General features: G+C 56.8%; 23 protein-coding genes and 1 pseudogene. 10 read left to right on the top strand and 14 right to left on the bottom strand.

Annotation, left to right across the window (positions count from 1 at the left end; translation table 11 throughout):
- From NWV12_RS20830 to NWV12_RS20820, 3 genes are all read right to left on the bottom strand, one after another.
- Entirely contained in the window at nt 1–1,323 is a 1,323-nt protein-coding gene (locus NWV12_RS20830) for an MFS transporter (RefSeq protein WP_023309582.1), read from the bottom strand.
- Between the two features lie 260 nt (nt 1,324–1,583).
- Complete coding sequence (gene yhjD / locus NWV12_RS20825; protein WP_048981470.1) at nt 1,584–2,609, bottom strand: inner membrane protein YhjD; 1,026 nt, start codon at nt 2,607–2,609, stop codon at nt 1,584–1,586.
- 52 nt (nt 2,610–2,661) lie between these two features.
- The gene (locus NWV12_RS20820) at nt 2,662–3,561 is read right to left on the bottom strand and encodes a LysR family transcriptional regulator (protein WP_033146867.1); all 900 of its coding nucleotides are present in this window, start codon (nt 3,559–3,561) and stop codon (nt 2,662–2,664) included.
- A gap of 119 nt (nt 3,562–3,680) precedes the next feature.
- Between NWV12_RS20820 and NWV12_RS20815 the strand changes: the two genes are divergently transcribed.
- A complete protein-coding gene (locus NWV12_RS20815) occupies nt 3,681–4,439 on the top strand; it encodes an SDR family NAD(P)-dependent oxidoreductase (RefSeq protein WP_048981462.1) in 759 nt (252 codons plus the stop codon).
- A 97-nt stretch (nt 4,440–4,536) separates the two neighbouring features.
- Here the strand turns inward: NWV12_RS20815 and NWV12_RS22140 are convergent.
- Nucleotides 4,537–4,635 (bottom strand): annotated as a pseudogene (locus tag NWV12_RS22140) (lysozyme); the annotation flags it as partial.
- Nucleotides 4,636–4,706: 71 nt separating this feature from the next.
- Nucleotides 4,707–5,246 carry a GNAT family N-acetyltransferase gene (locus NWV12_RS20810; protein ID WP_047059898.1) on the bottom strand — a complete coding sequence of 180 codons (540 nt, stop codon included), beginning with the start codon at nt 5,244–5,246 and terminating at the stop codon, nt 4,707–4,709.
- A gap of 148 nt (nt 5,247–5,394) precedes the next feature.
- Here NWV12_RS20810 and NWV12_RS20805 point away from each other — a divergent pair, with 148 nt between their 5' ends.
- On the top strand, nt 5,395–6,984 hold the full coding sequence (locus NWV12_RS20805) for an STY4199 family HEPN domain-containing protein (RefSeq protein ID WP_032662140.1): 1,590 nt from the start codon (nt 5,395–5,397) through the stop codon (nt 6,982–6,984).
- 120 nt (nt 6,985–7,104) lie between these two features.
- Here NWV12_RS20805 and NWV12_RS20800 read toward each other — a convergent pair whose 3' ends face one another.
- The 3 genes from NWV12_RS20800 to NWV12_RS20790 all read right to left on the bottom strand — a co-directional run bounded on the left by NWV12_RS20800 (nt 7,105) and on the right by NWV12_RS20790 (nt 11,203).
- Nucleotides 7,105–8,754 carry an alpha,alpha-trehalase gene (locus NWV12_RS20800; RefSeq protein ID WP_045355923.1) on the bottom strand — a complete coding sequence of 550 codons (1,650 nt, stop codon included), beginning with the start codon at nt 8,752–8,754 and terminating at the stop codon, nt 7,105–7,107.
- Nucleotides 8,755–8,936: 182 nt separating this feature from the next.
- Nucleotides 8,937–10,289 (bottom strand): glutathione-disulfide reductase, encoded by a 1,353-nt coding sequence (gorA, locus tag NWV12_RS20795; protein ID WP_029740254.1) that lies wholly within the window; start codon nt 10,287–10,289, stop codon nt 8,937–8,939.
- A gap of 71 nt (nt 10,290–10,360) precedes the next feature.
- The gene (locus NWV12_RS20790; RefSeq protein WP_032640380.1) at nt 10,361–11,203 is read right to left on the bottom strand and encodes a 23S rRNA (adenine(2030)-N(6))-methyltransferase RlmJ; all 843 of its coding nucleotides are present in this window, start codon (nt 11,201–11,203) and stop codon (nt 10,361–10,363) included.
- Nucleotides 11,204–11,417: 214 nt separating this feature from the next.
- Here NWV12_RS20790 and prlC point away from each other — a divergent pair, with 214 nt between their 5' ends.
- Together prlC and rsmJ are read left to right on the top strand one after the other, a co-directional pair.
- Entirely contained in the window at nt 11,418–13,460 is a 2,043-nt protein-coding gene (gene prlC / locus NWV12_RS20785) for an oligopeptidase A (RefSeq protein ID WP_048976969.1), read from the top strand.
- Nucleotides 13,461–13,467: 7 nt separating this feature from the next.
- A complete protein-coding gene (gene rsmJ, locus NWV12_RS20780; RefSeq protein WP_047059892.1) occupies nt 13,468–14,220 on the top strand; it encodes a 16S rRNA (guanine(1516)-N(2))-methyltransferase RsmJ in 753 nt (250 codons plus the stop codon).
- 97 nt (nt 14,221–14,317) lie between these two features.
- Here the strand turns inward: rsmJ and uspA are convergent, their stop codons facing one another.
- Nucleotides 14,318–14,755, bottom strand: coding sequence for a universal stress protein UspA (gene uspA / locus NWV12_RS20775; protein WP_003861223.1), 438 nt, complete (start codon nt 14,753–14,755; stop codon nt 14,318–14,320).
- Nucleotides 14,756–15,037: 282 nt separating this feature from the next.
- Here uspA and uspB point away from each other — a divergent pair, with 282 nt between their 5' ends.
- On the top strand, nt 15,038–15,373 hold the full coding sequence (uspB, locus tag NWV12_RS20770; protein WP_003861224.1) for a universal stress protein UspB: 336 nt from the start codon (nt 15,038–15,040) through the stop codon (nt 15,371–15,373).
- A 54-nt stretch (nt 15,374–15,427) separates the two neighbouring features.
- On the opposite strand, the gene pitA is transcribed toward uspB, so the two are convergent.
- On the bottom strand, nt 15,428–16,927 hold the full coding sequence (gene pitA / locus NWV12_RS20765; protein WP_023309552.1) for an inorganic phosphate transporter PitA: 1,500 nt from the start codon (nt 16,925–16,927) through the stop codon (nt 15,428–15,430).
- A gap of 228 nt (nt 16,928–17,155) precedes the next feature.
- Here pitA and NWV12_RS20760 point away from each other — a divergent pair, with 228 nt between their 5' ends.
- Nucleotides 17,156–18,352, top strand: a complete 1,197-nt coding sequence (locus NWV12_RS20760) for an NAD(P)/FAD-dependent oxidoreductase (protein WP_033147086.1) — start codon at nt 17,156–17,158, stop codon at nt 18,350–18,352.
- 32 nt (nt 18,353–18,384) lie between these two features.
- Here NWV12_RS20760 and NWV12_RS20755 read toward each other — a convergent pair whose 3' ends face one another.
- Complete coding sequence (locus tag NWV12_RS20755; protein WP_048981461.1) at nt 18,385–19,323, bottom strand: NAD(P)-dependent oxidoreductase; 939 nt, start codon at nt 19,321–19,323, stop codon at nt 18,385–18,387.
- A complete protein-coding gene (locus NWV12_RS20750; RefSeq protein ID WP_048981460.1) occupies nt 19,323–20,015 on the bottom strand; it encodes an RraA family protein in 693 nt (230 codons plus the stop codon). Before NWV12_RS20750 ends, NWV12_RS20755 begins: the two co-directional genes overlap by 1 nt.
- Before the next feature lie 169 nt (nt 20,016–20,184).
- Here NWV12_RS20750 and NWV12_RS20745 point away from each other — a divergent pair, with 169 nt between their 5' ends.
- Nucleotides 20,185–20,922 (top strand): IclR family transcriptional regulator, encoded by a 738-nt coding sequence (locus tag NWV12_RS20745; RefSeq protein WP_048981459.1) that lies wholly within the window; start codon nt 20,185–20,187, stop codon nt 20,920–20,922.
- Nucleotides 20,923–20,959: 37 nt separating this feature from the next.
- On the opposite strand, the gene NWV12_RS20740 is transcribed toward NWV12_RS20745, so the two are convergent.
- The gene (locus NWV12_RS20740) at nt 20,960–22,294 is read right to left on the bottom strand and encodes an MFS transporter (RefSeq protein WP_048981458.1); all 1,335 of its coding nucleotides are present in this window, start codon (nt 22,292–22,294) and stop codon (nt 20,960–20,962) included.
- Nucleotides 22,295–22,611: 317 nt separating this feature from the next.
- On the opposite strand from NWV12_RS20740, the gene NWV12_RS20735 reads away from it, so the two are divergent.
- Nucleotides 22,612–23,010 carry a potassium channel family protein gene (locus NWV12_RS20735; RefSeq protein WP_048981457.1) on the top strand — a complete coding sequence of 133 codons (399 nt, stop codon included), beginning with the start codon at nt 22,612–22,614 and terminating at the stop codon, nt 23,008–23,010.
- A gap of 166 nt (nt 23,011–23,176) precedes the next feature.
- Nucleotides 23,177–24,202 (top strand): TerC/Alx family metal homeostasis membrane protein, encoded by a 1,026-nt coding sequence (locus NWV12_RS20730; RefSeq protein WP_024908851.1) that lies wholly within the window; start codon nt 23,177–23,179, stop codon nt 24,200–24,202.
- A 60-nt stretch (nt 24,203–24,262) separates the two neighbouring features.
- On the opposite strand, the gene NWV12_RS20725 is transcribed toward NWV12_RS20730, so the two are convergent.
- Nucleotides 24,263–24,925, bottom strand: coding sequence for an HAD family hydrolase (locus NWV12_RS20725; protein WP_014885577.1), 663 nt, complete (start codon nt 24,923–24,925; stop codon nt 24,263–24,265).
- A 320-nt stretch (nt 24,926–25,245) separates the two neighbouring features.
- On the opposite strand from NWV12_RS20725, the gene NWV12_RS20720 reads away from it, so the two are divergent.
- Entirely contained in the window at nt 25,246–25,692 is a 447-nt protein-coding gene (locus NWV12_RS20720) for an NlpC/P60 family protein (protein WP_223862644.1), read from the top strand.

Raw genomic sequence — 25,692 nt, 5'->3', positions numbered from 1 at the left:
TTACAGAGCCTGGTGCTTCGTCTCGTGCGTCAGCAGCAGCGCAATCAGCGTCAGAGCCGCCATGGCCGCCAGATAGACGCCCACATAGAACAGACCATAGTTCGCTTGCAGCCAGGTGGCAATATACGGCGCAACGGACGCGCCCAGAATAGAGGCAACGTTGTAGGAGAACGACGCGCCGGTATAACGCACTTCCGTCGGGAACAGCTCAGGCAGCAGCGCGCCCATCGGGCCGAAGGTCAGCCCCATCAGGCTCAGGCCAATCAGCAGATAGGCCATCACCAGCGCCGGGCTACCGGAACCCAGCAGCGGCGGGAAGACGAACAGAGCAAACAGAATGATCAGCGTGGTGATCGTAATCATGCTCGCACGACGACCGAATTTGTCCGCCAGCAGGCCCGCAATCGGTACCATCACGCCAAACCCGATCACCGCCATCATCAGCATCCATAGCACTTCGTTACGCGGCAGGCCCAGGCCAACCGGCGCGGCGGCGGTACTGAACGTCATGGAGTAGACGGTCATGATGTAGAACAGCGTATAGGTTGCCAGCATGATGAACGTGCCCAGTACGGTCACGCGGACGTGTTTGGTCAGCAGCGTACCCAGCGGCACTTTCACCTGCTTGTTCGCCGCGGCCACTTTCGCAAAAACTGGGGTCTCATGCAGCGAAACGCGCACATACAGGCCAATCAGCACCAGCACGGCTGAGAAGATAAACGGGAGACGCCAGCCCCAACTCATGAACTGTTCATCCGTCAGCAGCCAGGAGAGCAGCAGGAACGTCCCGTTGGCAAAGAAGAAGCCAATCGGCGCGCCCAGCTGCGGGAATGAACCGTACAGCGCGCGCTTGCGCGCCGGGGCGTTCTCGGTGGCCAGCAGCGCCGCGCCGCCCCATTCACCGCCCAGCCCCAGACCCTGACCAAAACGCGCCAGCGCCAGCAGGACCGGCGCCAGAATGCCGATGGTTTCATAGGTCGGCAGCAGACCGATGGCCACGGTAGAGATGCCCATCGTCAGCAGCGAGGCCACCAGGGTGACTTTGCGGCCAATGCGATCGCCAAAGTGTCCAAACAGCGCAGAGCCAATTGGACGCGCAACAAACGCGATGGCAAAGGTCGCCAGAGACTGCAGCGTGGCCGCCGTCGGATCGCCCTGCGGGAAGAAAATATGCGGGAAGACGATGACCGCGGCGGTGGCATAAATATAAAAGTCGAAGAACTCAATGGCGGTGCCAATCAGCGAGGCGACGACAACTTTATTGCGCGAGTTTACCGGAACGTTTTCCGTTCCTGAGTCGAGTGTGGTGGCTGTTGCTTGCATAATATTTTCTTATTTTTGTCGAACGAAAGGCCATATTACGCACAGCAAAAGCGACATTTCAATCTGTAACAAAGCCGCGCGCTGATGATAAAAGCAACAAAAAGCGGATAATTTTCAGGCCAGCGAAAACACGTCTATGAAATGCTTCACAGATTTTAAATATCAGTCAATTAAACTGGTTTTCAGTTAAATAAAAGTTACGGACTGGATTTATATGCTGAAATGATGAATCGGGCTGAAATTTCAGCCCGAGAGCGGGGCTAGCGGTGCGTTTTACCGGGCATTCGCGTGTCGCCTTTGTACTCGGCGGTAGCAATCCATGCCGCGCAGAACAGGGTCAGGCGTGCGAAGAAGTAGAAGAAGGCCATCAGTCCCAGCACCGAGCCAAACGCCGCGCCGGAAGGGGATTTCACCAGCGACGGCAGCGTGTAGGTCATCACGATTTTAATCACCTCAAAGCCGATCGCCGCAATCAACGTGCCGCGGATCAGCGCCTTCTTGCGCGGACGATGGCGGGGCAAGCGCCAGAAGATCCAGAAGAACAGCAGGTAGTTGGCGAAGATGGAAATGGCCAGCCCAATGCCGCGCCAGGCGGGCTTGAGCCATTCGATGTAATCAAGGTACAGCGCGGAGATGATCATCTGCTGCGCCGAGCCCGCCACGGAGGTAATGGAAAGCGTCACGATCAGCGCGACGAGCAGGCCAATCAGCGAAACAAAATCGCGGAGATACTTTACCCAGATTTTCTCCTGGTCCTGCGGCTTACGCTCCCAGACGTCGCGCGACTGGGCGCGAATTGCCTCGCGCAGGTTGCCCATCCAGTTAACGCCGGAGTAAAGGGCAATCAGCAAACCGACGATGCCGACGGTGGTACGCTGCTGAACGGCGGTATTGATGGTGCTTTTGAGCGTGCTGGCAAGGGTCGGGTCACTGACGTTATTCAGGATCTTAGTGAAGATATCCTGCAGCAGCGTCGGGTGCGACGCGAGCACAAAACCGGCTGCCGCAAACGACACCATCAGGATGGGTATCATCGACAGGAAGGAAAAATAGGTGATGGCGGCACCAAACTGGTTCCCCATGCGGTCATTAAACCGTTCTGTGGCGCGTATCAGGTGCGCAATCATGGGAAGCTGCTGGATCTTTTCTGCCATGCTGGTAACCGTACCCAGCGCTTTGCTGGCTGTTCCCGGCGTTGCGGGCGCTTCAGGCTCGGTTTCCATCTTTTTGATGGGGTCATACTCTAAATGTTGAGTCGGTCGTTGCGGATTGTTTTCCGGCGTCACGCGCATTTTCCTTTTCGTTGAGCTGGATGTGTTTTTGAATTATAGCTTGCGGCTAGTCCACGTAAGCTTTTGTGAGTTCGGTAAGCCACTCCATGAACAGATGGACCCGGCGGGAGAGGTTGCGGCGGTGAGGGTAAATCAGGGAGACGGGCATCGCTTCGGCCCGGTATTGCGGGAGGATCTCAATCAGTTTCTTCGCGCGCAGTAAATCGCGCACCCCAACCCGCGGAACCTGAATAATGCCCAGCCCGGCGAGACAGGCAGCCTGGTAAGTTTCCGTGCTGTTGACGGTTAACACCCCGCCCGTTTTTATCCACTGCGTCGTACTGCCATTATAAAACTCAAAGCCCTGCGGGCGGGTTCCCAGCATCGCGGCGTAGTGGATGACGGCGTGCGAGCCTAAATCGTCCAGGGTTTCCGGGTAGCCAAATCGCGCCAGATAATCCGGGCTGGCGCAGTTAATCACCGACAGCTTGCCCAGCGGACGGGCAATCAGCCCTGAATCCTTCAATGTGCCGACGCGCACCACGCAATCAAACCCTTCGCGGATCACATCCACCAGACGATCGCTGCTGCTGAGCTCGAGTTCAATGCCCGGATAGTGCTGCAGAAAAGCAGGCAGTTTGGGGATGACTAAATTTCGAGCAACGCCGACGGGCATATCCACGCGGAGCCGACCGCTGATGCTGGAGGGATCGTGCTGAAACATACCGTCGAGTTCATCAAGGTTTGCCAGCAGATCTTTTGCCCGTTCGTAATAGACCATGCCGTCCTGCGTCAGGCTGACGCGGCGCGTGGTGCGGTGCAATAGCTGGGTGCCAAGCCGGTTTTCCAGGGCCTGAATTTGCCGCGAGACGCTGCCTTTCGGCAGGGTTAATGTTTCGGCCGCGCGGGAAAAACTCTCCAGTTCCGCGACGCGGACGAACAACTGCATTGCGTGAATTTTATCCATAGAGGAAGCTCATTGTTGTTTCTGTTGAAACAGTGAAGCGTTTTAACCCATCTTTATTGATTTTCTATCACCTAATAAGCTCTTTCTCAATCTCCTTAACAGCCAAAACGAGGTTTATGATGAGTGAACGTATCGCATTAGTGACGGGTGGTAGCCGTGGTCTGGGTAAAAACGCTGCGTTAAAGCTGGCGGCAGACGGAACGGGAATTGTCCTGACATACAATCGTAGCCAGCAGGAAGCGCTGGATGTTGTGCATGAAATTCAGGAAAAAGGCGTCAACGCAGCGGCATTACAGCTCAACGTCGGGGATATCGCGAGTTTTGATCATTTTGCCCGACAGCTTCAGGAAACCCTTAAGACCGTCTGGCAGCGCGAAACCTTTGACTATTTATTGAACAATGCCGGAACGGGTTTATATGCGCCCTATGCCGACACGACGGAAGCCCAGTTTGATGAAGCGCTGAACATTCATTTCAAAGGACCTTTCTTCCTGACCCAGCGCCTGCTGCCGCTGCTTAACGACGGGGGGCGTATCCTCAACGTCTCCAGCGGGCTGGCCCGTTTTACCCAGCCGGGCTCTGGGACCTACGCGGCCATGAAGGGAGCGATGGAAGTGCTGACGCGTTATCAGGCGAAAGAGCTGGGCGCGCGCGGAATTTCCGTCAATATCATTGCACCGGGCGCGATTGAAACCGACTTTGGCGGCGGACGCGTGCGCGACAACGCGGAGCTGAATCAGCTGCTGGCGTCGCAGACGGCGCTGGGACGGGTGGGGCTGCCGGACGATATTGGCGATGCCATTGCGGCACTGCTCAGCGATAAATTGGGCTGGATGAATGCGCAACGTATTGAAGTATCAGGTGGTATGTTCCTGTGATGCACGGGCTTAAGGGGAAGGAACCTCTTAAGGAAACCCTTAATATGGATGTGTCTGCATACTGACAGTGATAAAGAACGCAGGCAGCCATAGCCGATAACCCCTTTTCATCACGATATTTCTCCAGAGAAAGACCCTGATGTTTATTTATTAACGCAATGGCGGCAGAAAATATTTTCAGCGAATGACGTTTGATATTCGTTTCCTCTTAATAGCGACACTGAAGAGGAAACGACGTCCGGGAAATATCTGCTAAAAAGCGGTTGGTCAGGAATTATTATTCAGGTATTCCTGCTGTAATAAACCAAATAGCCAGTCATTTTGCCAGCGCCCCGCAAGGTAATAGCTCTCGCGTAATTCACCTTCCAGACGAAAGCGGGCTTTTTCCAGCAGGCGTCTTGACGCAACATTTCCCGCGGTGACGGTGGCGGTGAGTCGCCGTATACCGCCCTGATGAAAAGCGTAATCGCAAAGCGCTTTCAGGGATTCAAAGCCGTAACCTTTCCCCTGCGCCTCGGGTGCGAAAAGGAAGCCCACTTCGGCGCAGTCCTCCTCCCGATGAATATACCCGGTAACGCCCAGCGGGGCCTGTGAGGCGGTGTCACGCACGACGAGACAAAGCCAGTGCGCGCTGCCCGGTGCCCATGGGGCCAGGCGCGAATCAAACGCCTCGCGGATCGCCGCGACGGGGCGGCCTTCCGCCACAAAGCGCATTACGTCCGGGTGCTGCTGTAGCGCCAGAAAAAAGGGCCAGTCTTGCTCCTGCAGGGGCGAACAGGTCAGGCGAGAGGTAATTAAAACCGGCATTCAGATTCTCCTGAAACATTTTAAATCATTTTAGGGTTGTCACTTTATTTCAACAGAAAGTCAGGTATGGTTAACCGCGTATAAATAAAAAGAATAAAGGGCGTTTCGTGCCCATTCCGGATGTCTTCGTTGTCGCTTAAGGAAAACAATGACTCTCAGCACATCACATCATATTCGCGAACAGTTTGAACACTGTCTGGCGGTCATTCGCCATGCGTCGGTGGAAATTTTACTCCTTCTGAATGTACATGCTTCTGAGGGAAAAGATCCACGCTGGTTTCTGGAACAACTCGACAGCGCGCGATTAGCTCTGGGCGGCTGGGGAGCCGTTGCGAAAAAACTCAACCTCAATGATGCCGAGATGTCGGAATTTACGCTCCAGCTGCGCCTGCTGCAGCAGCGCGTTCCGCAGTATGAAAGCGGACAGGATGTGAGTGAAAACCAGCTTATTGCGGCGATGCGGTTTGTGACCGCGCTGGAACATCTTCGCCTGCAGCAGCCGCTGTTGACCTACAGCACCGACCTGGCACCGGGAAGCGAACTCCAGCAGCAGCAGGCGCACAAGCAGGTACGCGCGATTGAGCTGATGATTAAAGGACTCATCCAGCAGGCCTGGCCCGATCAGGTGCGGCTGAACAACCATCTTAAGACCCTGTTTAACGCTGACCGCGTGCGGCGCTGGCTGAAGCTTGGCGAGATCAACGATGTCCTCAGCGGCATGATGTTCAGTGAACTGGCGCAGATGCTGGTGGATAAAAAAGAGTTCAGCCGCTATTACGCTTCGCTGTTCAGCGACCCGTCCATGCTGACGCTGCTGGTTGAACCGCGCAAAACGCTGCAAACCTTCCTCGATGACATCCGGCAAATCCGCAACAGCATCACCGTTCAGAAAACGCTAAGCTCGGCGCAAATCCAGCTGCTGGATAACTACTACGCGCAGATCGCGCGGCCCGTTCAGCGCGCGTTTGAAGAGGGGAGAACGCGCGTCAATCCGGCCGGATTCATGGCGGTAGATGCCAGCGAATTGCATACCTTCTGGGAAAAGGCGCAGAAAATGGATCGGGTCACTGGTGGAGATCTGTTTGAAGTCCGTGACACCATTGAAAAGCCGACCCAGCGCGCGCCGCGTACCCCCGAACAACGCGAGCAGCTCATTTCCGGTGCGCTATGGGGGGCGGTTGGCGTCATGGTGATTGCTATCGTGGCGGGGGGCTTCTGGCTAGTGACCAGCAGCAAACCGCAGCCTGCAACCGCCAGCGCGGCTGAAGCGGCTCCTCCGCAGGAAATGCGCGAGACGCCTTCCTCGCGCGAAACGCTCACGCGCATGGGGGTCACCTGGGACGAGAATAATTTCCGCTCGGCCATTAACCGCAACGATACCCGCGTGACCCTGCTATTTTTGCAGGGCGGTATGGACTGGAAGCTGTCCTGGACCGAAGAGGCGATGTCGGCAGGCTATGACGATGTGCTGGAGCTGATGCTACGCTACCGCCAGAACATGGTGGAAGAGAAGCCGTGCCGTCGCTTCATCAACACGCTCAGCCACGCCATGTCGAACGGTGAGTCTCTGACCTCGGTTCGTAAAGAGTATCTCAAAGCTTTCTGCACCGTGCCTGCCGTAGTGAAACGCCAGCAGCACGATCTCGACATGGCCACTCGCCGCGCGCAGTCGCAGCCGGATGCCACCACGAAAAAATGGCAGTCCATTCAGACTGCCATTTATGAGGTGATTCGCTAAAATTTTTCCCCTCACCCCAGCCCTCTCCCCATAGGGGCGAGGGAGATGAAGAGCGCACCGTGCAGTCCCCTCTCCCTTTTAGGGAGAGGGTTAGGGTGAGGGCACCAGACCGCACCCCGCTTAAGGCTCCCCATACAACCCAATCAGCCGCCGCACCACGCCGTTCGTCCAGCCAAAACCGTCCTGCAGCGGATACTCACCCCCGCCACCTTCGCGCGGCGTGCTGCTGGCGATGTGGTACTTCTCAATCAGCTTGTGATGCGTCTTATAAAAATGGTTCACCGTATGCAGCCAGCTCCAGGCGATCTCATCGCCCAGCGAGTCGTTGCCGTACTGCTTGAACCCCTGAATCGCCATCCACTGCAGCGGCGCCCAGCCGTTGGGTTTATCCCACTGCTCGCCGGTTTCGTACTCGGTCGCCAGAATTCCGCCCGGGGTCAGCAGCCGCGATTTGACCGCATCAGACAAACGTTCTGCCTGCTCGTGCGTCGCCATTCCAACATACAGCGGCACAATGCTGGCGGCAGAAAACAGCGCCAGCTCTTCGCGTCGCCAGTCGTAATCGCGGTAGCAGCCGCTCTCCTCATCCCACAGATAGCGGTTCACCGCCGCGCGGCGATCGTTGGCTTTCTGGCGGAACGCCTCTGCCGTCTCTTTATCCCCTTTCGACGCCGAGATGTTGGCGATAGCGCTTTCCAGCTTGAACAGGAAGGCGTTCAGATCGATGGGGATAAACTGCGTCGTGCGGATGCTGGCGAGCCGCGACGGATCGCGCAGCCAGCGGGACGAATAATCCCAGCCGGACGCCGCCCCCGCGCGCAGATCGCGATACACCTCATTGGGCGGACGACCCGAGTGGCGCGCGGTTTCAACGTCCTCGATCCACGATTCGTCGCGCGGGGTATCACGGTCGTCCCAGTAGCGGTTGAGCAGTGAACCGTCCGGCATACGCACGGCGCTGCGGTAAGCCTGGTTAAGCAGCAGCGACTCCGCGCCGTCCATCCAGAAGGCGTATTCCATTTTGAGGTGATCCAGATAGCGTTTCGCACCGCGCACGCCGTCCTCCTCGAACAGCTCCACCATCAGGGCAAAGACCGGCGGCTGTGAGCGGCTGAGGTAATAGGTGCGGTTGCCGTTGGGGATATGCCCGTAGCGTTCAATCAGCCAGGCGAAGTTGTCCGCCATACATTTGAGCAGATCGTTACGGCCGCTCTCCGCCAGCCCCAGCATGGAGAAATAGGAATCCCAGTAGTAGGTCTCGCTGAATCGCCCGCCGGGGACGATATAGGCCTGCGGCAGGGCCAGCAGGGAAGACCAGGGAATATGATCCTGCGGCTCGCGCGTCAGCACCGGCCACAGGTTATCAATATGCTCTTTCAGGGAGAGTCCCGGGTCGGAGACATATTCTGTGCCGTACGTTTCCGGCATCCAGAAGTGGTTCTCCACAAACTGGCGCAGGTCGAAATCCCGGTGGCGTCTGACCTTGCGGTAGCGGATCAGGATATCCAGCGGATCCATCTTCGGCGCGCAGTCGGGAAAGGTTTTACTGTCCGCAAACAGCCGCGTCGACTGCACATGCTCGAACAGTTCAAGATAGCGGTCTGCGGGCGTCAACGCATCGGAGGCGGGTAGCCCCTCGATCATTTCGGGTTCCGGCTCCGCCTCAATCATTTCATCCAGTTTCAACTCGCAGGGATCGGTCTCGTAGCGCAGCTCTTCTGCAATCTCGAACTCGATGTTCTCGGTAGCCTGTAGTTTCTGGTTGAACATGGTGATAGGGACCTCCGGTTGTGTGTTCAAAAGACAGGTTTATCCGGGCGTCTTATAAGCGTAGACATTCGCTTCGGTAGATGGGGAGGGATATGTGCGGTAGATCACTATTTTCGGAGCATTCGTTTTGCAACGATTTATGAATGTTAAAAAAAATGCCCCTCCGGAGAGGGGCATCAGGATTAACGCATGGTCACAAACTCTTCCGCGGCCGTCGGGTGGATGGCCACCGTGTTGTCGAAGTCTTTCTTGGTTGCGCCCATCTTCAGCGCCACGGCGAAGCCCTGCAGGATCTCGTCCATGCCGAAACCGATGCCGTGGATACCGACAATCTTCTCTTCCGGACCTACGCAGACCAGCTTCATGCGGCACGGCTGACGGTGAGAGGTGACGGCGGTGTACATCGCGGTAAACGCCGATTTATACACTTTCACCTGGTCGTCGCCGTACTGTTCGCGCGCCTGCGGCTCGGTTAAGCCGACGGTGCCGATTGGCGGATGGCTGAAGACCACGGTCGGGATGTTGCTGTAGTCCAGATGCTCGTCCGGCTTGTTGTTGAACAGGCGCTCGGAGAGACGACGACCCGCCGCAACGGCGACCGGCGTCAGCTCAACCGCGCCGGTGTTGTCGCCGACCGCATAAATGCCCGGTACGCTGGTGTTCTGGAATTTATCGACGACGATATAGCCTTTTTCGTCGGTTTTCACGCCCGTCACGCCCAGGTTGAAGTTATCGTTCGCAGGTTCACGGCCAATCGCCCAGATCAGGCAATCGACGGTCTGGCTGCGGCCATCTTCCAGCTCAAGCGTCAGGCTACCATCCGCGTTTTTCACCACCGCTTTTGGCACGGCGTTGGTGTGCAGGGTCGGGCCTTCCGTGTTCATCACTTCAACCAGCGTATCGACAATCAGCGGGTCAAAGCTGCGCAGCGGCGCGTGTTTACGTACGAACAGGTGCGCTTCCGCGCCCAGGCCGTTAATCACGCCAGCCAGTTCCACCGCGATATAGCCCGCGCCAACAACGGCAACGCGTTTTGGCAGGGCAGGCAGCTCGAAGAAACCGTCGGAGTCGATGCCGTATTCCACGCCCGGGATGTTCGGGTGGCTCGGACGACCGCCGGTGGCGATCAGGATGCGATCGGCGGTGATCGTCTCGCCGTTCACTTCGATCGTTTTCGCGTCCACAAAGCGGGCGAAACCGTGGATAACATCGACGTTATTTTTACCCAGCACGTTGTCGTACGAGGTGTGAATACGGTCGATGTAGGCGGTACGGCTGGCGATCAGTTTGTCCCAGTCGAAGCGGTTGATGGTGGTGTCAAAGCCGTAGTCCGGGCCATACATATGGATAGCTTCACGGATCTGCGCCGCATGCCACATCACTTTCTTCGGTACACAACCCACGTTCACGCAGGTGCCGCCCAGCGCTTTGGCTTCAATCAGCGCGCACTTCTGGCCGTACATGGCCGCACGGTTGATGGAGGCGATGCCGCCGCTGCCGCCGCCGATTGCGATGTAGTCATAATGCTTAGTCATTGCTTTTGTCCTTAATCGTGAATTGCCGCGATTGTATACCTGAAATCAATAGTTTCCACCGATGACTGCGATTACTCCGGCACGATCCAACTGACGGTGGCGTGGCCTGTACCGGCGGGCACCAGCGTTTTATGCAGCCACGGCAGCACGTTGTTCATCTGCGCTTCGAGCTTCCACGGCGGGTTGATCACAATCATGCCGGAGGCGGTCATGCCGCGCTGATCGCTGTCAGGGCGTACCGCCAGCTCGATCTGCAGGATCTTGCGGATGCCGGTCGCTTCCAGGTCTTTGATCATGCGTTTGATCTGCGCGCGCAGCACCACCGGGTACCACAGGGCATAGGTGCCGGTAGCAAAGCGTTTGTAGCCTTCGTGGATGCCGGTTACCACCGCCTGATAGTCGGTTTTGATTTCGTACGGCGGGTCGATCAGCACCAGGCCACGACGGGAAACCGGCGGCAGTTTGGCCTTCAGCTGCTGGTAACCGTCGGCTTTTTCCACGCGGGCGCGGCTGTCTTTCTGGAATTCGGAACGCAGCAGCGGGAAGTCGCTCGGATGCAGCTCGGTCAACTGGAGGCTGTCCTGCTCGCGCAGCAGCTGGCGTGCAATCAGCGGTGAGCCAGGGTAGTAGCGCAGCTGGCCGTTGCGGTTGAAGTGATTCACCACGCCGATGTAAGGCTCCAGCTCGGCAGGCAGGTCGTCCTGCTGCCAGATGCGGGCAATCCCTTCCAGATATTCACCGGTACGCTCGGCATGCTCGCCGCTCAGCTGATAACGGCCCGCGCCCGCGTGCGTGTCCAGATAGAGAAACGGCTTCTCTTTCTCTTTGAGCGATTCGATGATCAGGCTCTGAACGGTGTGTTTAAGGACGTCGGCGTGGTTGCCTGCGTGGAAGCTGTGGCGATAACTGAGCATGGATGAATGTGTTCCAGGTAGTAAACGTAGGCCCGATAAGCGTAACGCCATCGGGCAAAAATAGAGCGTATCGCCACAGTATACAGAAAAGTTTCCACCGCCGCGAAAGCGCAACGTCCGGCATTGAAATCCTCTACACTTAACCCCATTCTAGATCCCATATGCACAGCGCCGGATGCGCGCTTCATTCATCTATTTCAACAGGACAGCGTTTATGACCAATCCATTACTGACGCCTTTTTCGTTGCCGCCGTTTTCTAAAATCCTCCCTGAGCATGTTGTTCCAGCCGTTACGCAATCGCTGGACAACTGCCGCGCGGCGGTAGAAAGCGTGGTAGCGCAGGGCGCGCCGTACACCTGGGAAAATCTGTGTCAGCCGCTGGCCGAAGTGGACGACGTGCTGGGGCGTATCTTCTCCCCGGTGAGCCACCTGAACTCGGTAAAAAACAGCCCGGAACTGCGCGAAGCCTACGAGCAGACCCTGCCGCTGCTCTCTGAGTACAGCACCTGGGTTGGGCAACACGAAGGGCTCTACAAAGCCTACCGCGACCTGCGCGACGGCGACCACTATGCCGAACTGAACACGGCGCAGAAAAAATCGGTCGATAACGCCCTGCGTGATTTTGAGCTGTCCGGGATTGGCCTGCCAAAAGAGAAGCAGACCCGCTACGGCGAAATTGCCGCGCGTCTGTCCGAGCTGGGCAACCAGTACAGCAACAACGTGCTCGACGCCACCATGGGCTGGACGAAGCTGATTACCGACGAAGCTGAGCTGGCCGGTATGCCGGAAAGCGCGCTGGCGGCGGCAAAAGCCCAGGCTGAAGCGAAAGAGCAGGAAGGCTTCCTGTTGACGCTGGATATCCCGAGCTATCTGCCGGTGATGACCTACTGCGACAACCAGGCCCTGCGCGAAGAGATGTACCGCGCGTACAGCACCCGCGCCTCCGATCAGGGGCCGAATGCCGGTAAGTGGGACAACAGCCCGGTAATGGCGGAAATCCTCGCCCTGCGTCACGAGCTGGCGCAGCTGCTGGGCTTCGAAAACTACGCCGATAAATCCCTCGCCACCAAAATGGCGGAGAACCCGCAGCAGGTGCTCGACTTCCTGACCGATCTGGCGAAACGCGCCCGTCCGCAGGGTGAGAAAGAGCTGGCCCAGCTGCGCGCCTTCGCGAAAGCGGAGTTCGGCGTGGACGAGCTGCAGCCGTGGGATATCGCGTACTACAGCGAAAAACAGAAGCAGCACCTCTACAGCATCAGCGACGAGCAGCTGCGCCCGTACTTCCCGGAAAACAAAGCCGTTAACGGCCTGTTCGAAGTGGTAAAACGCATCTATGGCATCACCGCCAAAGAGCGTACCGATATCGACGTCTGGCACCCGGACGTGCGCTTCTTCGAGCTGTATGACGAGAAAAACGAGCTGCGCGGCAGCTTCTACCTCGATCTCTACGCGCGTGAGAACAAGCGCGGCGGGGCGTGGATGGACGACTGCGTAGGCCAGATGCGTAAAGCCGACGGTTCCCTGCAAAAACCGGTCGCCTACCTGACCTGTAACTTCAACCGTCCGGTAAGCGGCAAACCGGCGCTGTTCACCCACGACGAAGTGATCACCCTTTTCCACGAGTTCGGTCATGGTCTGCACCACATGCTGACCCGTATCGAAACCGCAGGCGTAGCCGGTATCAGCGGCGTGCCGTGGGATGCGGTCGAGCTGCCAAGCCAGTTTATGGAAAACTGGTGCTGGGAGCCGGACGCGCTGGCGTTTATCTCCGGTCACTATGAGACCGGCGAGCCGCTGCCGAAAGCGCTGCTGGACAAAATGCTGGCGGCGAAAAACTACCAGGCGGCGATGTTCATTCTGCGCCAGCTGGAGTTCGGCCTGTTCGATTTCCGCCTGCACGCCGAGTTTAGCCCGGAGCAGGGTGCGAAAATCCTTGAGACCCTGGCCGAGATTAAAAAGCAGGTTGCCGTTATTCCAGGGCCAACCTGGGGCCGCTTCCCGCATGCCTTCAGCCATATCTTCGCCGGCGGCTACGCGGCGGGCTACTACAGCTACCTGTGGGCCGACGTGCTGGCTGCGGATGCCTTCTCCCGCTTCGAAGAAGAGGGGATCTTCAACCGCGAAACCGGCCAGTCTTTCCTCGATAACATCCTGACCCGCGGCGGGTCTGAAGAGCCAATGGTGCTGTTCAAACGCTTCCGCGGCCGCGAGCCGCAGCTGGACGCGATGCTTGAGCATTACGGGATCAAAGGCTGATTGTTACGTGAAGATCTGCTTAGTAGATGAAACAGGCGCCGGAGACGGCGCCTTATCTGTTCTGGCGGCCCGCTGGGGGCTGGAGCACGATGAAGAAAACCTGATGGCGCTGGTGATGACGCCGGAACATCTCGAATTACGCAAGCGCGACGAACCGAAGCTCGGCGGGATTTTCGTCGATTTTGTCGGCGGCGCGATGGCGCACCGGCGCAAGTTCGGAGGCGGTCGCGGCGAAGCGGTGGCCAAAGCGGTCGGCATCAAAGGGAGCTACCTCCCGGACGTGGTCGATGCCACGGCGGGGCTGGGGCGCGATGCGTTTGTGCTGGCGTCCGTCGGCTGTCGCGTGCGGATGCTGGAGCGTAATCCGGTGGTCGCTGCGCTGCTCGACGACGGGCTGGCGCGAGGCTACGCGGACCCGGAAATCGGCCCCTGGCTACAGGATCGTTTGCAGCTGATCCACGCCTCCAGCCTGACGGCATTGACGGACATCACCCCGCGCCCGCAGGTGGTCTATCTCGACCCTATGTTCCCGCATAAGCAGAAAAGCGCGCTGGTGAAGAAAGAGATGCGGGTGTTTCAGTCGCTGGTGGGGCCTGATTTGGATGCCGATGGCCTGCTGGAGCCGGCTCGTCAGCTTGCCACGAAGCGGGTGGTGGTAAAGCGCCCGGACTATGCGCCGCCGCTGGCGGACGTTGCGACCGCTAACGCGGTGACCACCAAAGGGCACCGGTTTGATATTTATCCGGGTACGCCGGAATAAAAAAAGCCGGGTGGCGGCTTCGCCTTACTCGGCCTGTGTCCTCGATCTATCCCCTCTCCCTTTGGGAGAGGGTTAGGGTGAGGGGAGTTTAACGCACTTACTCGTCTTCTTCGTCACGCAGTGGAACAATCAGCATATCCACGTGAACGGTGTTAATCAGCTGGCGCGCTGAAGACATCAGCTTGCTCCAGAAGTCCTGATGGTGACCGCAAACCACCAGGTCCATATCGTATTTCTTGATCGCATCAACCAGCACCTGGCCCAGGTCGCCGCTGCCGCTCAGGGTTTCGGTAATCGGATAGCCCGCGTTGGTGGAGAGTTCGCTCAGGGCATGGTGAGTCTCTTCGGAAATGCGTTTCTGCATATCGCCAAGATTCACGTCGATCAGACCGGTGTAGAGGTCGGAGTAATTCACGTCAACGTGAATCAGCGAAACTTTCGCGTTGTAGGGACGTGCCATGGATACCGCTTTATCAACCAGCACTTTGCTCTCCGGAGAGAGGTCTACCGCGATGAGAATGTGTTTGTAAGCCATAGTGTTACTCCTTCCTTAAGTTATCGATGACTAAGTGAGAATGCCGTCGTCTGATACTTTCATTACGGCCCAGTTAAACATATTTTTCAAGCTTTGGTGTTGATAACGATTAACCTTGTGGCAAAAAAATTAACGGATCTCCTACACTGTTAAATGAGCCGTTCGGATATTAAAACGCGAACCGGATCGATTTTGGTCATTCTTTCACTGAACTGTCTGTCAGGGCATTGGGGTGCGGTAGCTCAGGAGCCTTGCTTCGTGGGCGGACGCCGGGGAGGATGTATGATTAGCACCGTCGCATTGTTTTGGGCGTTATGCGTGGTTTGCATAGTGAATATGGCGCGCTACTTCTCATCGTTACGTGCGCTGTTAGTGGTACTTCGTGGTTGCGATCCGTTGCTTTATCAGTATGTGGACGGTGGAGGGTTCTTCACCTCGCATGGACAGCCCAGCAAGCAGATGCGTCTGGTGGGGTACATCTACTACCAGCGCTACCGCGATCATCACGATGAAGAGTTTATTCGTCGCTGCGAGCGCCTGCGTCGTCAGTTCATTTTGACCAGCGCCCTGTGCGGGCTGGTCGTAGTCAGTATGATTGCATTGATGATTTGGCACTGAGCATAAAAAAAGCGGGTCAGCTTCCTGACCCGCTTTTTTGTCGCCTTCAACCGATTAAATCAGCTTCAGCGAAATCCAGTACAAACCGCCAGACAGCAGGATGGATGCCGGAAGGGTGAACACCCAGGCCATCAGAATGTTGGTCACGGTTTTGCGCTGCAGACCGCCACCGTCAACAATCATGGTACCTGCCACGGATGAAGAGAGTACGTGGGTGGTGGATACCGGCATACCGGTGTAGCTCGCCAGACCGATAGACACTGCCGCCGTCATCTGCGCGGACATACCCTGCGCATAGGTCATGCCTTTCTTACCGATCTTCTCGCCGATGGTGGTCGCCACACGACGCCAGCCAATCATCGTACCGATACCAAGCGCCAGCGCGACGGCCATGATGATCCAGATTGGCGCGTACTCAATGGTGTTGAGCATATCGCTTTTCAGTTTCTTCAGCAGACGTTTGTCGTCACCATTCACCTCTGGCAGCTTCGCGACTTTATCGGTCACATCAGAGATACAGAGCATGATACGACGCAGCTGACCACGCTGTTCTACAGCCAGTTTGTCGTAGCTTTCGATATCGCCCAGCATGCCTTTCGCACGTTCCAGCGCGTTAATCGCGTTTGCCGGATGGCAGTGGAACTCGCCAGGCGCGGTGGTTGCACCGGCTTCCGGAGAAGGGATCAATTGATCAACGCCGGTCGCTTTTTTCAGCAGGTCAGGATGCTGCTGGAAATAGGTTTCAACGTTGTTGACCGCATCGCGGGTACGGGTGATTTCGTAACCCGAGGCGTTCATGTTCACCACGAAGCCTGCCGGTGCGACGCCGATCAGAACCAGCATCACCAGACCAATGCCTTTCTGCCCGTCGTTCGCGCCGTGAGAGAAGGCCACGCCGATCGCAGAAATGATCAGGGCGATACGCGTCCAGAACGGCGGCTTTTTCTTGCCGTCTTTCTTCTCACGCTCTGCTGGCGTCAGGTGGATACGCGCACGTTTTTTCGTGTTACTCCAGTAGCGACGCAGGATGAAAATCAATCCCCCCGCGACTACCAGACCCACGATAGGGGAGATGATCAGGGAGCCGAAAATGCCCAATACTTTAGGCAGGTTCAGCGCATCAACAACCGATGTCCCGGTCATCAGGGCGTTGGTTAACCCGATACCGATAATCGCGCCGATGAGGGTGTGAGAACTGGATGCAGGCAGGCCAAAATACCAGGTACCGAGGTTCCAGATAATTGCAGCAAGCAGCATTGAGAACACCATAGCGAGGCCATGGCCAGAACTAACGTTAAGCAGCAGATCCGTTGGCAGCATATGCACGATGGCATACGCAACGCTCAGTCCGCCCAGGAGAACACCAAAAAAGTTAAATACCGCCGCCATAACAACCGCAAGCTGCGATCGCATTGCGCGAGTGTAGATAACCGTCGCTACTGCGTTTGCAGTGTCGTGGAAGCCGTTGATCGCTTCGTAAAACAGTACAAAAACCAGAGCAAGCAATAATAAAAGCCCGGTATGTAAATCCAGGCCGGCAAACAAATGTAGCATAGGACGTTACGCCATTTTGAGGACATGAACGCGGCGCATTATCCAGGACAAATGCGCGGCGGGCAAAGTGAAATATAGACTTTTTTTGACATACCACCTGATTTGAGAAAAGCACTAGAAAGGATATTCTTTAAATTTCAATGAAATGGCTTTGTAATATCTTTTTACGCTGGTGTGACCACAGAGGAAACTTTACAATCCGCGGCAGTTAACAAAGAGGGTTTTGACGTGGAAAGGTTTGATGCCGTGGTAATTGGCGCCGGTGCGGCGGGTATGTTTTGTGCGGCAATGGCCGGACAGGCGGGTCGTCGCGTGCTGCTGCTGGATAACGGTAAAAAGCCCGGCCGTAAGATCCTGATGTCCGGCGGCGGGCGCTGCAACTTTACTAATCTGTATGTTGAACCCGCGGCCTATTTGAGCCAAAACCGTCATTTTTGTAAATCTGCGCTGGCGCGCTACACCCAATGGGATTTTATCGACCTTGTGGGTAAGCACGGTATCGCGTGGCATGAAAAGACGCTGGGGCAGCTGTTCTGCGACGACTCCGCGCAGCAGATTGTCGATATGCTGGTGGCCGAGTGCGAGAAGGGCGGCGTCGTCATGCGCCTGCGCACGGAAGTGCTGGAGGTCGCGCGCGACGACCAGGGCTATACGCTGCAGTTGAACGGTGAAACCGTCAGCGCTGACAGCCTGGTGATCGCCAGCGGCGGCCTGTCTATGCCGGGGCTGGGCGCCTCCCCGTTCGGCTATAAGATTGCCGAACAGTTTGGCCTGAAAGTCTTGCCCACGCGCGCCGGGCTGGTGCCGTTTACGCTGCATAAACCGCTTCTGGAACAGCTTCAGACGCTGTCTGGCGTGTCCGTTCCCTCCGTCATTACCGCCGAAGACGGGACGGTGTTTCGCGAAAATCTGCTCTTTACCCATCGCGGCCTCTCCGGCCCGGCGGTACTGCAAATCTCCAGCTACTGGCAGCCGGGGGAGTTTGTCACGGTTAACCTGCTTCCCGATTGCGATCTCGACGCGTTCCTTAACGAGCAGCGTACCGCGCACCCGAATCAAAGCCTGAAAAACACCCTGGCAATGCAGCTGCCAAAACGTCTGGTGGAATGTTTGCAGGCGCTGGGGCAGATCCCGGACGTGTCGCTCAAGCAGCTTAACAGCCGCGAGCAGGAAACGCTGGTCGAGACCCTGACAAACTGGCGCGTTCAGCCAAACGGCACCGAAGGCTACCGCACGGCGGAAGTGACGCTGGGTGGCGTTGACACGAATGAGCTCTCGTCCCGCACCATGGAAGCGCGCAACGTGCCGGGGCTCTATTTTATTGGCGAAGTGATGGATGTGACCGGCTGGCTCGGCGGGTACAACTTCCAGTGGGCATGGGCAAGTGCCTGGGCGTGCGCTCAGGCGCTGGCAGAAGACAAGTGACATAAGAGCACAGCCACTCGTCACGGTTGGCTTTACGAGCTGACGGTGGTGACGTCTGTCACAGCAAGAATATTGCTCGCGGCCACGGTCCCCATCCTGATATATGACGCTGCGGTAACGCCGCCAATATGCGGTGAAATAACCACGTTTTCTACGGACTGCCAGAGGTGCGGCGCGGTCAGCGGCTCGTGGGTAAAGCTGTCCAGCGCGGCGCTGTGCAGCGTGCCATCCCTGAGCGCCGCCAGTAACGACTCATCGTGGATCAGTCCACCGCGTGCCGTATTGACCAGAATTGCGTTCCGCTTGCAGTGTGCGAGCGTTTCGCTATTGATCATCCCCCGATTCTCATCGGTCAGCGGACAGTGCAAAGAGATGACATCGGAACGGGAAAGAAGTCCGTTCAGCGTTTCTGCGCGTTCGCACAGGGCAGGCATAGTCTTAGCATAGGGATCGTAAGCCAGCACCTTCATGCCGAAAGCGTGACCAATAGTCGCCACGCGCGAGCCGATAGCACCCAACCCAATTAGCCCTAACGTTAAGCCCTCCAGTTCAATGGATTTATGCGTCGCCTTATCCCAGTGCCCGTTTCGCAACCGCTTGTCCAGAGGCACCACTGACTTTGCGCAGGCGAGGATCAGCGCCCAGGTATGTTCAGCCACTGCCGCCGCGTTTGCGCCTGGCGCAGACCGGACGGCGATGTTGCGCTCGGCCGCTGCCGTCTGGTCTATCACATCGATCCCGCTTCCGTGCTTGGAAATAACCTGCAAAGCCGGGGCGGCATCCATAACTTTCTCGGTGATCCTGCCGTAACGTACCAGGATCGCCACAGGATTGTGTCGTTTACATAGCGCGATCAGGTCATCTTCTGTGGGCTGGCGGCCCGCAAACACCACTTCAAAGCCCTGTAACATCACCATGGCCTGCTCCGCCAGGTCGCTTCCGGTAACCAGCACTACGTCTTTGCCCCCCATCACAGCGTCTCCCCGTCGCTCAACATACCTGCCTTACGAAGCGCGTCATCAAGCCAGTGTGGACGTAAATCGCCTTCACGGATGGCAGCAAGACGCCGGGTCTCCATCTCCAGCTTTTCTTTTGCCAGAGCGATAACCTCCTGAACCTCATCGCGCGGGATGACGACCACGCCGTCGATATCCGCGACAACCAGGTCTCCGGCCTGAACCGTCGCCCCGGCGACTGAAATGGGATGATTAACCCGGCCAGAAATTAACTTTGTCGGGCCGCAGGGGTTCAAACCGGCAGAAAAGACGGGGTAGTGACCTTTGCTCAGGGTGTCGGCGTCACGTACAGCGCCATCAATAATAATGCCCGCAATGCCGCTCGCCTGAGCCTGAGTGGCCATGATTTCCCCAAGCAGCGCGCAGCTCAGGTCGCCTTTGCCATCGACGACCAGGACATCGCCGGGCTGCGCCACCGCCATCGCGGCATGAATCGCCAGATTATCACCCGGACGGACTTCAACGGTGATGGCCGGACCCGCAACGGACATGTGTGGGGCCAGCGGTTTGATGCGGCCATGAAGCGTACCGCGGCGACCGGCCACGTCGGCCAGAATAGCTGCCTGATACTCGGCAGCCCGACGAACGTCCTCGGCAGAAACACGCTCGAAATGGCGATTAATCGGTTTTTTTTCATTAACGGACATAAATGCCTCCATATTGTTTTACTGAGTACAATGCAGGTGTACAGAACAAAACAACTATAGCGGTGTTGCTTTCCTTTTAGCCAGACCCGAGGTGGCGTTTGTGATGTAAACACGAAGTGACTCACAAAATTTGAGGTACACTCACTGCCGGGCTAACAAGGAGATAATGATGGGGAATGAAGGCGTTGTAGCGGTTGAAAAAGCGCTGGCTTTACTGGATTGCTTCCGTCCTGGAGATGAGAGCCTGACGCTGACCGCGCTGGCACAGCTGTCGGGTTATCACAAAACCACGGTTTACCGCTTGATGAATTCTCTTGAACGGATGAATTACGTCGTCAGGCATGAAGACGGCAATTATGCGCTGGGCCCACGTCTGCTTTACCTCGGCAAGCTGTATGAACAATCTTTCCATCTTTCCCGGGTGGTTCAGCCAGAGCTTCAGGCCTTATCCCTGGCGTCTCAGGAGAGTGCCAGCTGGTATGTGCTGGAGGGAGGGCAGCGGCTTTGCCTGTTTCGCGCTGAAGCGTCGCATGGCCTGCGACACAGCAATCTTCCCGGCAGCCAGTTCCCGCTCGATAATTCGGCCATCAGTAAGGTATTACGCCATTGGGGGCTCAATGAAAGCCTGCCGGAGGGAGAAGCTGAACTCCCATTCTACACGTCAGGCGCGCGCGATCCCCACACCGCTGCGTTTGCGATGCCTGTCTTCGGCGTTCACGACAAGCTGGTTGCGGCGTTAGCCCTGACCGGCCCCATCTCGCGGCTGACGGAAGATCGTCGTGAGAAGGAGATAGGGCAGTTGATGAAGGTGGCTGCAAGCCGTCTGTCGCAGAAAATGGGCGCCAGCAAGCCCTTCTGTCAGCAGTTCTTTGGTGAAACGAGCGACGCGGCGGAAGAAAATCTTTAAATGCAGAAGCGGGACAAATGTCCCGCTTCTGTCATCGTTAATGCGTGACCTGTTTTTCGTGTAGCTGAGCGCGGCGGGCCTGCCGCCCCATAATGAGCACCGCGATACCCCCGGCCACGCACAGCGCGGCCAGCGGAAGCATTGCCAGCGTGTAGCTGCCTGTCCGCTCATTGATAATGCCGTACGCGTTTACCATCACCGCCCCACCTATCAGGTTTGCGATGGCGCCAATCGCGGCCAGTCCCGCCGCCGCTGAGGTACTGCTCATCCAACCGGACGCCAGCGCCCAGAAAGGCCCTTTCATTGAATAAGCGCCTATCAGCATAATGCTCAGGATAACGATCGTGGCAGACAGCGAGACGCTTACAAAGGCGGCGAACACACCTGCGGCAATCATGAACAGCGTGAGTGCGGTATGCCAGCGGCGTTCGTTGGTACGATCGGAATTCCGTCCCCATACAATCATCAGAACCGATGCCAGACCGTAAGGAATGGCGTTAAACAGACCTGTCTCAAGGTTATCCAGATGGAAGGATTTCAGCAGTTGAGGAGACCAGACGCTGATCGTGGTGCCCGCGGAAGATGCACCCGCGTAAATCAGGGCCATCAGCCAGATTTGACGATGCTTTAGCAACTGCCACGTGGTCTGGTGTCCGATACTCTTTTGCTGATTGCGCTCGGTTTCCAGCGTGGTTTCCAGCCACTGTTTCTGTTCGCTGCTGAGCCAGCTCGCCTGATGAGGGCGATCCCGGAGAATAAACCAGGCTGCAATACCCAGCAGCACCGCCGGCAAGCCTTCAATAATGAACAGCAGATGCCAGCCGCGAAGGCCCAGCCAGCCATCCAGTGACAGTATCAACCCGGAAAGCGGGGAGCCGATGAAGTTAGCGAGCGGGATGGCGACCATAAAGGACGCAATAATGCGTGCGCGGTAGCGGGACGGGATCCACCAGGTCAGATACAGCACGACGCCCGGGAAGAAGCCCGCCTCTGCAGCACCGAGAAGAAAACGGACGATATAGAGCGACGTGGTGTTCTGCACCAGGGCCATACACATGGAGACGATGCCCCAGCTGATCATAATGCGCGGGATCCACAGCCGGGCGCCGACTTTCTGCATGGCCAGGTTGCTGGGTACTTCAAACAAAAAATAGGCCACGAAATAAAGACTGCTGGCGAAGCCAAACGCGGCTTTGCTGAGGCCAAGGTCCTCATTCATCTGCAGCGAAGCCATGCCGATATTCCCGCGATCGATAATGGAGACCAGGTAACTGACAATCAGAAACGGGAGAATACGCCAGATCACCTTCCGCATCGTCTCTCTTTCTATGTCCTCGGTGGCGGTAGCGCCGTTACGTAAATGTTCTGTCATTGTGTCCTCGCAGGGTTTGTTCTTTGTTTTATTAGGTACAACTCAGTTTTATTAAACAAAACCACTATAGCGACGGCGCGTTATTTTTATCCAGTTAATGGAAGGTTTGAATGATGTAAATAAGAGGTGACTCACAGATAGTGCGCTGCAGATATATCGCTCACAGCAGTCGAACCAGCCTCAAAGAGGGCTCTCTACAAGGGAGATAATCACGCAACGCAATTATTGCACCAACTTTTCCTCGTCATTCAACTAAGCTTCGACCAGGTGCCCCGCCTCGTTCGCGGGGCCAGATTCCTTTTGGTCGAGCACGCATCATGCAGCTACTCAGTATTATTATTTTGCTTACCCTTACCGTGGTGATCCATTCGCTGTGGATGTTTGGCGTTTTAAAGTTCATCAAATTAGAAGTCGATTCGGCGGTACGCATCGTTTTACGCAATGTCAGTATCGTGATCTCCATGATCTTCGCCCACCTCCTTGAGGCCGGACTGTTTGCTGCGTTTTATTATGTCATCGACGCGTTTAATGACTGGAACACCAGCTTCTATTTTTCACTGGTCAGCTACGCTACCGTGGGATACGGCGACGTCACGTTACCCCAGCACTGGCGGCTCATCGGCGGAGTGGAAGGGCTGGTGGGCGCGTTGATGGTGGGCTGGTCTGTGGCGGTTCTGGTGGCGGTGCTGCAGCGTTTGCGCGGCATGAGCGCCTAAACGGCAGATGCGCGATCCCCGTCTGGTAAGGTAAAGTACTCCTCCTTGCGCGGCCCGAAGGTCGCGAATTTGAGGGCGAAGAGGCTGATTAACGGCCCGCCCTTTTCTGTTCCTGGTTTACGCCAGTTTGCATGGTGTTGTGTTTTGTCTGCCAAAAGGGTGTTGTATGTCTGCTGCTCATCTCGGTTTCCCGACGGAAACCGTTGTTGTCTTTGTGGTGATGGCCGTAGGGGCGATGTTTATCGACCTCTTTATGCACCGTCACGATAAACCCGTCTCGCTGAAAAGCGCGGCGATGTGGTCCATTTTCTGGGTCATGATGGCGATGGCCTTCGCCGGATTCCTGTATGTTCACCACGGCGCCGAGATGGCGAGCCTGTTCCTCACCGGCTACGCGCTGGAAGAGGTGCTCTCCGTCGATAACCTGTTTGTGATGATGGCAATCTTCGCCTGGTTCGGCGTGCCGGATAAGTACCGTCACCGCGTGCTCTACTGGGGCGTGCTGGGGGCGATAGTCTTCCGCGGCATCTTTGTGGCTATCGGCACCAGCCTGCTAAGCCTGGGGCCGTACGTTGAGGTGATCTTCGCGCTGGTCGTTGGCTGGACGGCGGTGATGATGCTCAGGCGCAATGAAGAGAGCGACGAAGTGGAAGATTACTCGGGTCATCTCGCCTATCGCCTGGTGAAGCGCTTCTATCCGGTTTGGCCGAAAATCAGCAGCAACGCCTTTATTCTGACCCAGAAAGAGGTGGATGCGGAGCTGGAGAAACCGGAAAACCAGGACGTGATGGTCGGACGCGTGAAGAAGGCGAAGCGCTATGCGACGCCGCTGCTGCTTTGCGTAGCCGTCGTCGAGCTCTCTGACGTCATGTTCGCGTTTGACTCCGTGCCGGCCATTATTGCCGTGAGCCGCGAGCCGCTGATTATCTACAGCGCCATGATGTTCGCCATTCTCGGCCTGCGTACGCTTTACTTCGTGCTGGAAGCGCTGAAGCAGTATCTGGTGCACCTCGAGAAAGCCGTGGTTCTGCTGCTATTCTTCGTGGCGTTCAAGCTGGGGTTAAATGCCACCGATCACTTCTGGCATCACGGTTACAGCATTGGCGCCACGGCCAGTCTGTTTGTGGTATTAGGCGTGCTGGCGCTGGGGATTATTGCGAGCGTGATGTTCCCGGGGAAACGTGAGGCCTGATGTACCGCCTTTCTCCCTCTCCCTGTGGGAGAGGGCCGGGGTGAGGGCACCGGACCGCACCTAACCCTTAATCGGTGAATTCCGACGCTTTCGCGGGTGATGGAAGTGCCGCCAGTGCGGATCCTGCGCCGCCGCCAGCAGTTCGTGGTCGCCGCGGGTGTCGCCCCAGGCGCGCAGGTGATAGGCGTTCAGATCGCCATACACTTTTTCCAGCCTTGCCACCTTCTGGGCGCAGCGGCAGTTATTGCCCGTGATGCGCCCCGTCAGCTTGCCGTCTTTCACTTCCAGCTGCGTGCCAATCAGCTTAATGCCGAGCTTATCAGCCCACGGCTGGAGCACCAGCGCCGGGGATGCGGAACAGATGGTCACCTCCGCACCGGAATTTACCTCAGCCGCCACCGCCAGAACCCCTTCGGGGCGCATCAGCTTGTTCCAGTATTTTTCGCAAAAGGCTTCCGCCTGCTGGCGCAGCCAGTGTTCATCCACGCCCGTCAGGAAGGTTTTAATCAGCACTTCCTTCAGCTCATCGCGCGTCAGCTTGCGACGCACGCAGTGGAGCGTGGGCAGCGCCATGCGCACCAGGCGGCCCGCGAAGTAACGTTTGCCGAAGGCAAAACGCAGGAAAGGAATAAAGCTGTCGTGGTGCGTTAATGTCCCGTCAAAGTCGAAGACAGAGAGCACGCTGGATTTAGCCACCGTCTCGTCGGCAATCATATTGGTCATAAATACGTCTTAGCTGAAATACACATTCTGCGGATCAGTTTACCTGCTTTAGCTGGACAGTCCTTATATCACCACTCTTTTTTTCTCGATCTTGCGATCTCAAAGTGAGTCCATTTTTGGCCTCGATAACAATTGGTGAAAAAACGAGCTGTCTATATTATCGCCACATCGCAAGATATTTAGGGGAACCATTGGCCCCCACAGGTAAGGAAAAACTCACTCACTACTTCTTTCTTGATATGACTCTTAGATCGCTTATTTCAATCCTCACGTTAAGTTTTGCTTCGTTTTCTGCGTTCAGCTTTCAGCTTTCAGCGTCGATGTTATCGATGAACAGCGAGCTGGCGGCATCACCGGCGAAATCTGCGCTGGTGCATCAGGAAACAGGTCCGCTGCGCTCGCGTATTCTCGATCAATACCAGAAATGGAAAGGCACCCAGTACCGATGGGGCGGAACCACGCATCGCGGGGTGGATTGCTCCGCGCTCATGCAGCACCTGTTCACCGATGCGGCGCATCTTAATTTGCCGCGCACGACGAGTGAACAGATCCATCGCGGCGTGCAGGTCGCCCAATACCGCCTGAGAGCCGGCGATCTGGTCTTCTTCCAGACGGGCCCGAACCGCAAGCACGTCGGCGTTTATATTGGCAAAAACCAGTTTATTCATGCCTCAACCAGTCAGGGCGTAACGGTCTCAACCCTGACGGATGATTACTGGCAGGCACACTACATTACCGCCCGTCGCATCGCAGGCAGTGCGGCCTGA

It is taken from the genome of Enterobacter sp. Crenshaw (assembly GCF_024734705.1).
Classification (GTDB): Bacteria; Pseudomonadota; Gammaproteobacteria; order Enterobacterales; family Enterobacteriaceae; genus Enterobacter; species Enterobacter asburiae_B.
The sequence above is the reverse complement of the archived record's forward strand: the minus strand, read 5'-3'. Positions and strand labels throughout refer to the sequence as shown.

Coding starts and splice junctions, on each gene's coding strand:
- NWV12_RS20735 (WP_048981457.1), top strand. CDS start 22,612: ATGCAGCTACTCAGTATTATTATTTTGCTTACCCTTACCGTGGTGATC.
- NWV12_RS20755 (WP_048981461.1), bottom strand. CDS start 19,323: ATGGGGGGCAAAGACGTAGTGCTGGTTACCGGAAGCGACCTGGCGGAG.
- NWV12_RS20800 (WP_045355923.1), bottom strand. CDS start 8,754: ATGTTCAACCAGAAACTACAGGCTACCGAGAACATCGAGTTCGAGATT.
- NWV12_RS20740 (WP_048981458.1), bottom strand. CDS start 22,294: ATGACAGAACATTTACGTAACGGCGCTACCGCCACCGAGGACATAGAA.
- NWV12_RS20805 (WP_032662140.1), top strand. CDS start 5,395: ATGACTCTCAGCACATCACATCATATTCGCGAACAGTTTGAACACTGT.
- uspB (WP_003861224.1), top strand. CDS start 15,038: ATGATTAGCACCGTCGCATTGTTTTGGGCGTTATGCGTGGTTTGCATA.
- NWV12_RS20820 (WP_033146867.1), bottom strand. CDS start 3,561: ATGGATAAAATTCACGCAATGCAGTTGTTCGTCCGCGTCGCGGAACTG.
- NWV12_RS20815 (WP_048981462.1), top strand. CDS start 3,681: ATGAGTGAACGTATCGCATTAGTGACGGGTGGTAGCCGTGGTCTGGGT.
- uspA (WP_003861223.1), bottom strand. CDS start 14,755: ATGGCTTACAAACACATTCTCATCGCGGTAGACCTCTCTCCGGAGAGC.
- NWV12_RS20725 (WP_014885577.1), bottom strand. CDS start 24,925: ATGACCAATATGATTGCCGACGAGACGGTGGCTAAATCCAGCGTGCTC.
- NWV12_RS20720 (WP_223862644.1), top strand. CDS start 25,246: ATGTTATCGATGAACAGCGAGCTGGCGGCATCACCGGCGAAATCTGCG.
- gorA (WP_029740254.1), bottom strand. CDS start 10,289: ATGACTAAGCATTATGACTACATCGCAATCGGCGGCGGCAGCGGCGGC.
- pitA (WP_023309552.1), bottom strand. CDS start 16,927: ATGCTACATTTGTTTGCCGGCCTGGATTTACATACCGGGCTTTTATTA.
- NWV12_RS20750 (WP_048981460.1), bottom strand. CDS start 20,015: ATGTCCGTTAATGAAAAAAAACCGATTAATCGCCATTTCGAGCGTGTT.
- NWV12_RS20790 (WP_032640380.1), bottom strand. CDS start 11,203: ATGCTCAGTTATCGCCACAGCTTCCACGCAGGCAACCACGCCGACGTC.
- NWV12_RS20810 (WP_047059898.1), bottom strand. CDS start 5,246: ATGCCGGTTTTAATTACCTCTCGCCTGACCTGTTCGCCCCTGCAGGAG.
- NWV12_RS20745 (WP_048981459.1), top strand. CDS start 20,185: ATGGGGAATGAAGGCGTTGTAGCGGTTGAAAAAGCGCTGGCTTTACTG.
- NWV12_RS20830 (WP_023309582.1), bottom strand. CDS start 1,323: ATGCAAGCAACAGCCACCACACTCGACTCAGGAACGGAAAACGTTCCG.
- NWV12_RS20730 (WP_024908851.1), top strand. CDS start 23,177: ATGTCTGCTGCTCATCTCGGTTTCCCGACGGAAACCGTTGTTGTCTTT.
- prlC (WP_048976969.1), top strand. CDS start 11,418: ATGACCAATCCATTACTGACGCCTTTTTCGTTGCCGCCGTTTTCTAAA.